Source organism: Microbacterium sp. GXS0129 (assembly GCF_044769785.1).
GTDB classification, from domain to species: Bacteria; Actinomycetota; Actinomycetes; order Actinomycetales; family Microbacteriaceae; genus Microbacterium; species Microbacterium nymphoidis.
Map to the genome: position 1 here is coordinate 189118 of NZ_JBIZVZ010000002.1, position 12056 is coordinate 201173.

Annotated in this window: 12 protein-coding genes; 10 read left to right on the forward strand and 2 right to left on the reverse strand. The window is 69.2% G+C overall.

The window, feature by feature from the left end; translation table 11 throughout:
* The first annotated feature begins 48 nt into the window (after positions 1-48).
* Entirely contained in the window at positions 49-648 is a 600-nt protein-coding gene (gene coaE, locus ACIQJ5_RS07270; RefSeq protein WP_231090008.1) for a dephospho-CoA kinase, read from the forward strand.
* On the opposite strand, the gene ACIQJ5_RS07275 is transcribed toward coaE, so the two are convergent.
* Positions 636-1238, reverse strand: a complete 603-nt coding sequence (locus tag ACIQJ5_RS07275; protein ID WP_402842394.1) for a DUF4126 domain-containing protein — start codon at positions 1236-1238, stop codon at positions 636-638. The genes coaE and ACIQJ5_RS07275 overlap by 13 nt on opposite strands.
* A gap of 151 nt (positions 1239-1389) precedes the next feature.
* Between ACIQJ5_RS07275 and ACIQJ5_RS07280 the strand changes: the two genes are divergently transcribed.
* The 3 genes from ACIQJ5_RS07280 to uvrB all read left to right on the forward strand — a co-directional run bounded on the left by ACIQJ5_RS07280 (position 1390) and on the right by uvrB (position 6923).
* Positions 1390-3423 carry a DUF1800 family protein gene (locus tag ACIQJ5_RS07280; protein WP_402842397.1) on the forward strand — a complete coding sequence of 678 codons (2034 nt, stop codon included), beginning with the start codon at positions 1390-1392 and terminating at the stop codon, positions 3421-3423.
* Positions 3424-3430: 7 nt separating this feature from the next.
* Positions 3431-4801 carry a DUF1501 domain-containing protein gene (locus tag ACIQJ5_RS07285; protein WP_402842400.1) on the forward strand — a complete coding sequence of 457 codons (1371 nt, stop codon included), beginning with the start codon at positions 3431-3433 and terminating at the stop codon, positions 4799-4801.
* 64 nt (positions 4802-4865) lie between these two features.
* Positions 4866-6923: an excinuclease ABC subunit UvrB gene (gene uvrB, locus ACIQJ5_RS07290; RefSeq protein ID WP_402842403.1), complete on the forward strand. Its 2058-nt coding sequence runs from the start codon at positions 4866-4868 to the stop codon at positions 6921-6923.
* A 383-nt stretch (positions 6924-7306) separates the two neighbouring features.
* On the opposite strand, the gene ACIQJ5_RS07295 is transcribed toward uvrB, so the two are convergent.
* Positions 7307-7531, reverse strand: coding sequence for a hypothetical protein (locus ACIQJ5_RS07295; RefSeq protein WP_231090013.1), 225 nt, complete (start codon positions 7529-7531; stop codon positions 7307-7309).
* Between the two features lie 41 nt (positions 7532-7572).
* On the opposite strand from ACIQJ5_RS07295, the gene ACIQJ5_RS07300 reads away from it, so the two are divergent.
* From ACIQJ5_RS07300 to ACIQJ5_RS07325, 6 genes are read left to right on the forward strand one after another with little or no spacing between them, the layout of a single operon-like run.
* Entirely contained in the window at positions 7573-8013 is a 441-nt protein-coding gene (locus ACIQJ5_RS07300; RefSeq protein WP_402842406.1) for a MarR family winged helix-turn-helix transcriptional regulator, read from the forward strand.
* Positions 8014-8068: 55 nt separating this feature from the next.
* Positions 8069-8791, forward strand: a complete 723-nt coding sequence (locus tag ACIQJ5_RS07305; RefSeq protein WP_402842409.1) for a DUF4129 domain-containing protein — start codon at positions 8069-8071, stop codon at positions 8789-8791.
* On the forward strand, positions 8788-9267 hold the full coding sequence (locus ACIQJ5_RS07310; protein ID WP_402842412.1) for a hypothetical protein: 480 nt from the start codon (positions 8788-8790) through the stop codon (positions 9265-9267). Before ACIQJ5_RS07305 ends, ACIQJ5_RS07310 begins: the two co-directional genes overlap by 4 nt.
* Positions 9264-10247 (forward strand): AAA family ATPase, encoded by a 984-nt coding sequence (locus tag ACIQJ5_RS07315; RefSeq protein WP_402842415.1) that lies wholly within the window; start codon positions 9264-9266, stop codon positions 10245-10247. Before ACIQJ5_RS07310 ends, ACIQJ5_RS07315 begins: the two co-directional genes overlap by 4 nt.
* A complete protein-coding gene (locus tag ACIQJ5_RS07320) occupies positions 10244-11518 on the forward strand; it encodes a DUF58 domain-containing protein (RefSeq protein WP_402842418.1) in 1275 nt (424 codons plus the stop codon). The genes ACIQJ5_RS07315 and ACIQJ5_RS07320 overlap by 4 nt, the downstream gene beginning before the upstream one ends.
* Positions 11515-12051, forward strand: coding sequence for a hypothetical protein (locus ACIQJ5_RS07325; RefSeq protein ID WP_402842421.1), 537 nt, complete (start codon positions 11515-11517; stop codon positions 12049-12051). Before ACIQJ5_RS07320 ends, ACIQJ5_RS07325 begins: the two co-directional genes overlap by 4 nt.
* Positions 12052-12056: the final 5 nt, after the last annotated feature.

Genomic DNA, 12056 nt, shown 5'->3' on the forward strand with positions numbered 1-12056 from the left:
CCGGCCCCGTTGCCGTATGTGCACACGGGGCGGTGGCAGGATGGACCCATGCCCCTGATCGCACTCACCGGCGGAATCGCGTCCGGGAAGTCCACCGTCGCGGCTCGCCTCGCATCTCACGGTGCGATCGTCATCGATGCCGACGCGATCGTGCACGAGCTCCAAGCCCCGCATCAGCCGCTTCTCGACGAGATCGCCGACGCCTTCGGGACCGACATGGTGGTCGATGGCGTTCTCGACCGTGCGCGGCTCGGACGGGCGGTCTTCGGCCGTCCAGACCGGCTCGCGAAACTCAACGCGATCGTGCATCCGGCGGTGAAGCGTGAGTCGCAGCGGCGATTCGCGCAGGCACGCGCCGACGATCCGAACGCCGTGATCGTCTACGACGTGCCTCTGCTCGCCGAGGCGCGCGGCACGGGAGAGTGGGATCTGGTCGTCGTGGCCGATGCTCCCGCTGACGTGCGGGCGGATCGTCTCGTGTCCCTTCGCGGGATGTCCCGGGAGGACGCCCTGCGGCGCATTGGATCCCAGGTCGGAGACGATGAGCGCCGCGCTCTCGCGGACGTGGTGATCGACACCAGCGGTTCGCTCGATCACACCCGTGCGCAGGTCGACGCGCTCTGGGCTCGGCTGACTCAGCCGGCCTGAGCAGCTCGCAGCTCGCGCCGTCGCCGCCGGCCGCGCCGGATCATCATCACCCCCGCGACGACCAGCGCCACGACCAGGAGGATGGCGAGGACCGGCAGCAGGATCGCCAGGACGGACACCACGGCCGACACCCCGTCCTCGATCGTGCTGAGGACGGGCGCAGCGACTCCGCCGGTTGCGATGTTCGCCACCGGGCGCGCAGTGGCCTTGATCCCGTGAACCACCAGGGCGATGACCACACCGGTGATGACCGGCCCCCAGTCGATCGCGCCCCACGAGGAGCCGTCGTCGAGTGACAGCGCCTCGGCGCTGGCCCCGGCGCCGAAGACGATGCCACCGGCGGCAGGACGGATGGCTGTGTGGACGATGTCGTTCACCGTGTCCAGCGCAGGGATCTTGTCCGCGACCACCTCCACGACCAGGAGCGCGCCGATGATCCACAGCGCGAGATCGGATGACAGCCACTGCCACGTTGCAGGCAGGGTCACGAGATCGGTGAACCGCGACAGCAGGCCCAGCACCAGGAGGGGGATCCACGCGTTCAGCCCCGCCGCAGCGGCGAGTGAGGAACCCACGAGAGTCTCGATCACTCCGCCAGCCTATCCAGCGTGAACGTGCTCTCATGAGCGTGAGAGAACCCTCATGCTGGCCTGCGCCCCGCATTCGTGCTGAGTCGCTAGTCTCTAAATACCTCCCTGCGTCCCCTCGTTGAATCTCATTCAGCTGCAGAGGTACCCCACGATGCATCCCGAAGCGGACGTTCCGCACGACATCGTCCCCGCCACTCGTCGCGACGCGCGTCGCCTGCGTGGGGATGCCGACGCCGTAGGAGCGGCGGACGGCACACCAGAGCCGTCGCCTCCACGGCGCGCCGTCGTTCGGCTGGGTGTGGCCGCCGCGGGCACCGCCGCACTAGCGGCGGTGGCTGCGCTGCTCCTTCCGAAGCCGGGATCCGCCCCGGTCACGGCCCCGGCCCCGCGGCCGAGCACGCCGCCAGGCGGTGCCGCCGGTGCGCCCGTCCCGGTGCCGTCATCGCCGGTGCCCCAGCCGTCTCGGGTACCGGATCCGACCAGCACCCCGCAGCCGATTCGGAGCCCGGAAGACAGTGTCGGCCCGGAGGCCCCGAAGGATCGCGATGATTCACTCACGCGTGCGGAGCCCGAGCCGGCAGCACCGCAGCCGGTCGATCCGCCGCTGCCGCGCAATCCCGCCCCCCTGCCTCCGGACGATCCCGAAGATCCCGACGATCCCGCCTCGCCGGAGGACCCGGGTGAACCGAGCACTGAGCCCACGCGTCCGTCTGATCCTGTCGAGCCGACCGCCCCCGCCAAGCCCGCACCTCCGCGACGACCTGCGGATCAGCTCAGCATTCCCGTCGCCGACACCGCCGAGGCCCGCCGCCACCTGCTGCGCCGGGCCGGACTCGCGGTGGGGGCGGGGGCGCTGGGCGAGATCGAGAGCGCAGGGCTGCAATCATGGATCGCTCAGCAGCTCGATCCTTCCGTGGAGGACGTGATCGAGCCGACCTTGCGTGCGTGGTATCCCGCGTCCTACTTCACCATTGACGAGGCGCGCGAGACGCTCGCGGACGACGGCGATCCCACCGCGGCCAGCGAGACCGAGCAGTCCACGCTGGCGCGACGCATGTTCGGATCCCGTCAGATCTTCGAGCAGATCGTCGACGTCTTCGCCAACACCCTCAATGTGCCGCCGGCCTACGGCAACAGCATGACCTGGAGTGTGGCCGACTACCACCGGACGGTGATTCGCGCGCACGCACTGGGCAGATACGCGGACATGCTGCATGCCGCCGCCCGGCACCCAGCGATGATGGTGGTACTGGACAACCGGCGCTCGACCGCTGCCGACGTGAACGAGAACTACGGTCGCGAACTGCTGGAACTGCACACCGTGGGCTATGGCGCGTATACGGAAGCGGAAGTGCGCAGCTCGTCGATGATCATGTCCGGTCGCCGGATCGCCGATCAGGCGTTCAGCTGGGAACCGCAGCATCACGCTCTGGGTCCGGTGAGCGTGCTGGGATTCACCGATGACAATGCGGACCCCACGGCCGGGCTCGACCTCGGTGACCGGTACATCGCCCATTTGGCGCACCACCCGCGTACCGCGGAGACCGTGGCACGCAAGCTCGCCGTCCGCTTCGTCTCCGACCGGCCGTCCGCGGACCTGATCGCGGCGCTGGCGGACGTGTACTTGGCGACGGCTACGGACATCAGGGCCGTGATGGTGGCCTTGTTCGGCAGTGATGAGTTCTGGGATGCCCAGGGAACGAAACTGCGCCGTCCGACGGACGACCTGTGCGGCGTGATCCGGTGCATCGGGATGACCATCGACCGCACCAACATCGACGAAGTGCGCCACATGTTCTGGACCGTCGACAACCTGGGCGACGCGCCGCTGCGCTGGGGGCCACCGAACGGGTACCCGGACGTGGCCGAAGCCTGGCTCGGCGCCGGGCAGGTCGCGGGGCGCTGGGATCATCACCGTGAACTCATCAACGGCGACCGCCTCACCTTCTCGCCCTCCGAGGAATTTCTCGCCGGCATCACCCCGGGCCTCGGGCAGACGGCAGGCAGCTGGGCGGACCAGGTGAGCCGCATCACGCTCGGCGCTCCGATCGATGACCGCGACCTCGCGGCTGTCACCGCCTTCCTGGGTCTGTCCGCAGACGCGGTGGTGGAGCCGCGCCATGCCAATCAGAAGGCGAGCGTGGCTGCTCTGCTCTTCGACTCACCCCGCTACCTCCTGCGATAGGACCCCGATGAGCAACGACTTCATGCCGCACCCGGACTGCCCGGACTGGCGAGACCTTGGTCCGAACGACGACGAGGCGATGATCCGCCTGATGGGCGAGGCCGTTCGCGCCGATGCCGACGAGCGGCCCGAGCAGTGGCGGCGGGGCTTCACCCGTCGGCAGGTGCTCGCCGGCGGTCTTGGTTTCGGCGTCGCGGCCCTGGGGGCGCAGCTGGTGACCACCCGTGTGTCGTATGCCCAGGCTGCGGACGGCGCCGATGAGGTGGGTACACGGCGCACCCTGGTTGTCGTGTTCCTGCGGGGCGGCATGGACGGGCTGTCCGTGCTGGTCCCGGCTGACGACCCGCAGCTGCAGATCTGGCGCCCCGATATCGCCGTCCGCCCGGGCAATCTGATGCGGATGGACGAGAGGTTCGGACTTCACCCCGCCCTGGGCGCCCTGAAGCCCATGATCGACCGAGGGCTCGTGGCCGCGGTCCCCGACATCGCGACGCCGCAGCTGACGCGCAGCCACTTCCAGGCACAGGACTGCCTGGAGCGCGGTGGCTCCGGCGGCGCATCGTCCCGCGGGTGGCTTGATCGGGTGCTGGAAGCCAGCGGAGAGGGGACCACCTTCCGCTCCATGTCGATGACCTCGAACCTCACGCGCTCGCTCGCCGGCGTAAGCCGGTCACTCGTGGCCGAGCACCCGTCGGATCTGACCTTCCGTTCGCCACGTGAATGGGGCGGTGCGACCCGCGATGCCCTCTCGGTGCTGTACACGGGGCTGGATCATCCGATCGCGGTGCATGCCCGCATCGCGCTCGACGTGGACGCACAGGCGGCCACGATCGCCGCCTCGCAGGACTCGCGCCCGGACATCTATCCCGAAGGGGAATTCGGTCAGCAGCTGCGAATGCTCTCGACGCTGATCCGGGATGACATGGGCGTGCGCGTCGCGACCGTGGACCTCGGTGGCTGGGACATGCACACCGGGGTCGGCGATGAGGGCAGCGGAGACATGAAGGACATGCTGACTGCGCTCGGCGATGGACTCGCCGCATTCTTCACCGACCTCGGAGAGAAGGCGGACACCACCACGGTCATCCTGATGAGCGAGTTCGGGCGCCGGGTGAATCAGAACGCGAGCGGGGGTGTGGACCACGGCCATGGCGGCCTCGCGATCGCGATGGGCGGCGGTGTCCGCGGTGGCGTGTACGGCGAATGGCGCGGGCTCGACAGTGCGATGCTCGAGACCGGTGATCTGCCGGGAACGAACGACTTCCGCGACTTCCTGAGCGAGGTGGTGCAAGGGACGGTCGGGCTGAGCAGCGCGCAGACGTCCGCCGTGTTCGATGGCTGGCGGCCGACGACGATGGGCTTCCTCGCGCCGGTCTGAGTGCCGCCGTGCGCCGAGAGCGGACGACGAGCTCAATGTCGGAGGCCCGCTCTAGGCTGGATTCATGCAACCAACCCGTGCCGTTCGTCCGTTCGAGGTCGTCAGCGAGTACATGCCCTCTGGCGACCAGCCCCAGGCCATCGCTGAGCTTGCGGCACGCATCAACGCGGGTGAGACGGATGTTGTGCTGCTTGGCGCCACGGGTACCGGAAAGTCGGCGACCACCGCATGGCTCATCGAGCAAGTCCAGCGCCCGACGCTGGTGCTCGCCCACAACAAGACCCTGGCCGCACAGCTCGCCAACGAGTTCCGTGATCTCATGCCGCACAACGCGGTGGAGTACTTCGTCTCGTACTACGACTACTACCAGCCTGAGGCGTACGTGCCGCAGACGGACACCTTCATCGAGAAGGACTCCTCCGTCAACGCCGAAGTGGAGCGGCTCCGCCACTCCACCACCAACTCGCTGCTGAGCCGTCGTGACGTGGTGGTCGTCTCGACGGTGTCCTGCATCTACGGCCTCGGCGCGCCGGAGGAGTACCTGCGGGCGATGGTCGCGTTGCAGGTGGGGGAGCGGTACGACCGTGACGCCCTCATCCGCCAGTTCATCGCCATGCAGTACAACCGCAACGACGTTGACTTCTCGCGCGGCAACTTCCGGGTGCGCGGCGACACGATCGAGATCATCCCCGTCTACGAGGAGTTCGCGATCCGCATCGAGATGTTCGGGGACGAGATCGAGGCGCTGTACCGGCTCCACCCGCTCACGGGCGACGTCATCGACAAGCTGGACTCGGTGCCCATCTTCCCGGCGTCGCACTACGTTGCGGCCACGGACGTCCTGCAGCGGGCGATTGGCTCCATCGAGGAGGAGCTGGCAGAGCGCCTCGCCGAACTCGAAGGGCAGGGCAAGCTGCTGGAAGCGCAGCGCCTGCGCATGCGCACCACCTTCGATCTGGAGATGCTGCAGCAGCTCGGCTTCTGCTCGGGTATCGAGAACTACTCCCGTCACATGGACGGGAGGCAGGCCGGGGAGCCCCCGCACACGCTGCTGGACTTCTTCCCCGATGACTTCCTTCTCGTGATCGACGAGTCGCACGTCACCGTTCCGCAGATCGGTGCGATGTACGAGGGAGATGCTTCCCGTAAGCGGACGCTCGTGGAGCACGGCTTCCGGCTCCCGTCGGCGATGGACAACCGCCCGCTGCGGTGGGATGAGTTCAAGAACAGGATCGGCCAGACCGTGTACCTGTCAGCCACGCCCGGTCGTTATGAGATGGGCATCGCCGATGGCATCGTGGAGCAGATCATCCGCCCCACCGGGCTCATCGACCCGGAGATCGTGGTGAAGCCGTCGAAGGGACAGATCGACGACCTGCTGGAGCAGATCCGGTTGCGTGTGGAGAAGGACGAGCGCGTCCTTGTGACGACACTCACCAAGAAAATGGCGGAAGAGCTCACCGACTTCCTGGGCGAACACGGGGTGAAGGTGCGTTACCTGCACTCGGACGTCGACACCCTGCGTCGTGTCGAGCTGCTGACCGAACTGCGCGCGGGCGTGTACGACGTGCTCGTCGGTATCAACCTGCTTCGCGAGGGCCTCGACCTGCCGGAGGTCTCACTGGTGGCCATCCTCGACGCGGACAAGGAGGGGTTCCTGCGCAGCGGCACCTCCCTGATCCAGACGATCGGACGCGCCGCACGAAACGTGTCGGGCGAGGTTCACATGTATGCCGATGTGATGACCGACTCCATGAAGACGGCGATCGATGAGACCACCCGCCGCCGGGAGAAGCAGCGCGCCTACAACCTGGAGCACGGCATCGACCCGCAGCCACTTCGCAAGCGGATCGCGGACATCACCGAGGTGCTCGCCCGGGAGGGGGCGGACACCAAGGAACTGCTCGAGCGTGCCAAGAAGGGCAAATCCGGCACCAAGTCCAAGCGCGCGGGTATCGGCGCCGAGGGGGCGGAGCAACTGGAGCAGACCATCGCGGATCTCAGCGACCAGATGCTGACAGCGGCGTCCGAGCTCAAGTTTGAGCTCGCGGCGCGACTGCGCGATGAGGTGCAGGAGTTGAAGAAGGAGCTGCGCGCGATTGAGCGTGCGGGTCACGCCTGAGTGACTCGCCGCGGCGCTGGCGTTGCTCGTCAGTGCCGCGGCGAGTTCTCAGACCCCCGGGAGGATCTGGCGGCGTGCGCCAGGCCTGCCGGGGTGGCCCGGCGCGATCCGCTGCCGCGATCCGCTGCCGGTGTGCCGTCCGCTCTGCCGCCGCGATCTGCCGTCCGGTTTGCCGGTCTGCTGACGCGATCTGCCGCGCCGTCTGCTGACGCGATCTGCCGCGCCGTCTGCTGACGCGATCTGCCGCGCCGTCCGCTGCCGCGATCTGCCGCGCTGTTCGCTCTCGCGATCTGCCGCCAGGTCCGTTGCCGCCAGGTCCGCTGCCGCCTGGTCCGTTGTCGCGCGCCTCACCGCGGCGGGTGCCGAACGCGCGGGAACCGCCGTCACGGGCAATGCATGAGGGGCTTCGGGCCGGAGCGGTCGAAAGTGTGCTCGGACATGGGGTGTCCGCACAGCGGGCACGGGGCGCTCTGACGCGGTGCCGGGGGTTCACTCTCGTAGGGTCCGACCGTCGCCGGCCCGGCGAAGCGGATCAGCGAGGAATTGAACCAGGCGTAAAGACCCCCGGCCTCGCGGATACGGTCGCGCAGACGCTGCTTGTCGCTCATATTCTTAGTGTACTAACTATTTGTCCACCTAAGATCGAACCATGGCTGAAAAGGACGAGTATCTGAAACTCGATGCGCAGCTCTGCTTCGCGCTCGTGACCGCCGCGCGAAACGTGGTCGCGATCTACCGGCCGATCCTGGAGCCGCTGGGGCTCACGCACCCCCAGTACCTGGTGATGCTCTCGCTGTGGGAGCAGTCTCCGCGCACGCTGGGGGAGCTGGCCGATTCGCTTGCTCTCGAATCTGCCACCGTGTCGCCGTTGGTCAAGCGCCTCGAGGCGCAGGGACTCGTTCTCCGTCAGCGCAGCGCTGCGGACGAACGGCGCCTGGAGATCGTCGTCACCGAGGAGGGGCGAGCATTGCGGGAGCGGGCACTGGATGTTCCGCCCGCCGTCATGAACGCCGTCCACATGGACGTGGACCGGGTCAGGGAGCTGCGTGAAGCTCTGCGTCCTTTCGCGGGCGGTCACGACAGGCCCTGAGCCACACCCTTCGTGTCCTCCATCTCCGCGCGGGCCGCTGACGTAGGGTGGGCGCATGCGCAGCCGCCCGGAGACGACCGAGCTCCCGCGGAGGGCGTTGCCAGCTCCCGCAGCCATCGCGCTGGTGACGGCGATCATCGCGATCGTCGCGCTCGTCAGCACTCTGCAGGGAGTTCCACGGGTGGATCCCCCCGATTTCGCAGCCGCGTCGCCACCCCCGCTCACGGCCGCTCCGGCGCCCTCGACCTCCCCGGGAGCACTGCCGACACCACCACCGGTCGACCCCGGCGTATCCGCAGCGATCCAGCTCGTGCTGGCGCTCCTGCTCGCCGCCGTGATCGCGGTGATCGGATTCTGGCTCATCCGCCGGCTGGTCCAGTGGGTTCGGGGGCGCCGTGTCTATGCGCGCACCGGCGTCGCGGTGGCCTCCAGCAGTGGTGGCGCGCCCGAGCCCACCGCCGACGTGCAGGCGATCCGCCGCGGGATTGCCGCTGCCCTGGTGCGAATGGATGCCGATCGTCACCCCTCGGACGCGATCGTCGCGGCGTGGGTCGGCCTGGAGGAATCGGCGGCCGACGCGGGCCTGCTGCGCAGTCCGACCGAGACGGCGGGAGAGTTCGTGACGCGGATCCTCGCGCGTGATGCTGCCGCCGCTGCCGACGTGGACACGCTGTTGCACCTGTACGAGGACGTGCGCTTCGGGGAGCGGAGCATCGGCGATGCAGACCTGCGCGTCGCCCGGGCCGCGCTCGGGCGCATCGAGGCGGTCTGGTCGTGATCCGTCCGTCTGCCGGGGCCTTCGCCGGCGCTCTTCTCGCGGGAGGCGCGGTGATCGCGGGTTGCGCGTTCTTCGGCGTCGAGCTGATGTTCGCACTCGCGTGGGGCGCCGCGGTGAGCGTGGTGGTCGGGGCCCTGCGCATGTTCCAGCCCGGTGACCTCCCCGCCTGGCCGCCGCAGCCTCCCGACGACGATCGTGTCGGTGTTTCCGATGTGGCCCGGCTGGCGTGGACCATCAGCCCTGCCTCGGGAGCCCCGGGCCGCAGTGCGGTACTCCGGGTCACCGACGTCCTGCGTCGTCGGTTGCGCGTTCACGGACTCGAACTCGACGATCCACACGATGCCGCCCCCATCGACGCACTGCTGGGGGCGGGCGTGCGCGCGGGCCTGATTTCCCCGCACCCGAGCGTGGCTGCGCTCGAGGCCGCCGTCAGCGCGGCCGAGAAGCTCGCTCCCGAGATACAGGAGAACATATGACATCAGAGACCGCGCCACGCGCCGTGGCCGACGTGGCGGATGCCGGGGCCCGGATCCTGGACGAGGTGCGCCAGGTCGTCGTCGGGATGGAGGAGAGTCTGGAGCTCGCGCTCGGCGCGGTCCTCGCCGGAGGGCACGTCCTCTTCGAAGACGTGCCCGGACTGGGCAAAACCGTCGCCGCGCGATCCCTGGCCGCAGCGCTGGGCCTGGACTTCCGGCGGCTGCAATGCACGCCCGACATGCTGCCTGGAGACGTGACCGGATCGTTCGTCTATGCTCCCGACTCGGGCGAGTTCCGCTTCCGCCCCGGCCCGATCTTCACCGGGCTGCTGCTCGCGGACGAGATCAATCGCACCACACCGAAGACGCAGTCGGCGATGCTGGAGGCGATGGCGGAACGACAGGTCACCGTGGAAGGTACGCGGTACCCGCTGACGGAGCCGTTCCATGTTTTCGCGACGTCCAATCCCATCGAGTTCGAGGGCACATACGCGCTTCCGGAGGCACAGCTCGACCGCTTCATGGTGCGCCTCGGCGCCGGCTATCCCAGCCCGGAGGGGGAGACGGAGATTCTCCTGCGCCGCGTACGGCGCGCTCGGGAGGACACCTCCGTCGCAGCTGTGACGACGGCGCAGGAGCTGCTGTCGCTGCAGCAGGTGGTCGAGGCCATCCACATCGACGAGGACGTCGCGCGCTATTGCGTCGACATCGCGCGCGCGACCCGGTCGGCGCAGCATGTGGCGGTGGGGGCCTCCCCGCGCGGTTCGCAGGCTCTCCTGCTGCTGGCACGTGCACTGGCCGCCCTGGCGGGCCGGGAGTACGTGCGTCCGGACGATGTGAAGCGTGTCGCGGTTCCGGTCCTGGCGCATCGTCTGACGCTCTCCCCGCAGGCGTGGGCGCAGGGCGTGTCCCCGGAGCGGATCGTGCAGTCGGTGATCGGTCAGGTCCCGGTCCCGCCCACCGTGGGCGCGGCCCGATGAAGCAGGACCGCTCGCAGCCGGGGTGGCACCACGGAGCCGCACTCGGGATCGCGGCAGCCGGAGCGGTCGTGCTGGTGACGGCTGGCGCCGTGCTGGCCCGGCCCGACACGGTCATGTTCGGCCTGCCTTTCGCCGTATGGCTCGTGCTGGCGCTGCGCCAGCGGGAGATACCGAGCACCAAGCAGATCGAGGCGTCACAGGACGCGGAGAGCGCCGCTGACGAGCCCCACTCGCGGGTGCGCGTGCACGCCGACGTCGAGCTCGTGGATCTGTGGGTGCTGCAGGGGCGCCGTCACCGGCGTGAGGTGATCGTGACGCCCGCGCAGGTGCTCCGCGCATCGAGCACCCTGTTGCACTCGGGTCCGGCGCGACTGCTCGATGTGCGCGCGCGGGCGCTCGGCGCTGACGGGGCCCTGATATCCGACGCCGTGGCGGCACCGGCGCTGGAGTGGAACGCGCCGCCGCGCCTGCGCCCCATCGGAGAGCTGGCGCTCGGCTCGCGCCTCGGTGGGCTGCATGGCGCCCACGCCGGGCGCCGTCCCGGAGCGGGCGGCGACTTCCGCGATATCCATCCCTTTGCCCCCGGTGATGAGGTGCGTCGTGTGGACTGGCGGGCGACAGCGCGTCTCGGACGTCGCCCGGGTGAGCTGTACGTGCGGCGTACTCAGGCGATGAGTGAGGCGACGATCCTCGTCGTGCTCGACATCGCCGACGACCTCGGGCAGGTGGTTGCGACGTGGGGGAGCGGCGACGAGGAGCAGAGCGGACCCACCTCACTCGATCTCGGTCGCGAGGCAGCCCGCGCGCTCACGGAGTCGGCACTCGACCGCGGCGACCGTGTCCAGTACCAGGAGCTCGCGACCGCCGGCCGGATCGTCCGCACCGGCTCTGGCGCGCGCCAGCGTGCGCGGGTGCTCACCGCGATCAGCGCGGCGCGACAGCGTCCCATCGGCGAGCGGTACCGCCGTTCGCCCCTCACTCCACCCGGCGCCACGGTGTACGTGCTGTCGACGTTCTTCGATGGCTCGGCTGCGGCTCTTGCCGCACAATGGCGGGCCGGGGGGCATCGCGTCATCGCGGTGGACATCCTCCCTGAGCCTGATCTGTCCCGCCTCTCGGCGTCCCAGCAGCTCGCGGCGCGCACGTTGTTCCTGGAACGAGCGAACACGTTCGCGGACTTCACGCGCGCGGGGATCACCGTGCTCACCTGGTCGGGGGAGGGCTTCGCCGCCGACCTCGCGGCGGCGCGACGCGACCGGGCGACGATATGAGACCGCGGCTGCATCGGCTTCAGGCGGGCCCGGCACTGCCGGTCGTGGTCCTGCGCCTGGGGTTGATGCTCGTGCTCTGGGCCGCTGCCTGGTGGATGCCCGCTGGTCCTGTTCTCGGCTGGCTGGCCGTCGTGACGGCGGCTGCGGGAGCCGTGCTCCCACGCTCTCTCGGGACCTGGATCGCGCTGGGCGCTCTCATCGCAGGCAGTCTGCTCGCGCCCGCAGACCCGGCGCGCACGGCGGTGATCATCCTGCTGATCTCGATCTCGCACGCGTTCGGCTCCCTGCTACTCGCCGTGCCCGGGCGTGCATGGATCACGCTGCGCGCGCTGATGCCCACCACTCGGCGCGTGCTGCTGATTCAGGTGCTGGCGCAGCCGGCGGCCCTGCTCATCGGCATCGTTCCGGTTGTCCGTACGACAGGCGCCGTACCACTTGCGGCGATGGTCGCGGTGGCCGGGTGTGCGGCGCTCGCCGCCCTGCTGCACCGGCTGCTCCGGCCGTCCGGATCCAATGTCCGAGGCCCCGCCTAGACTTG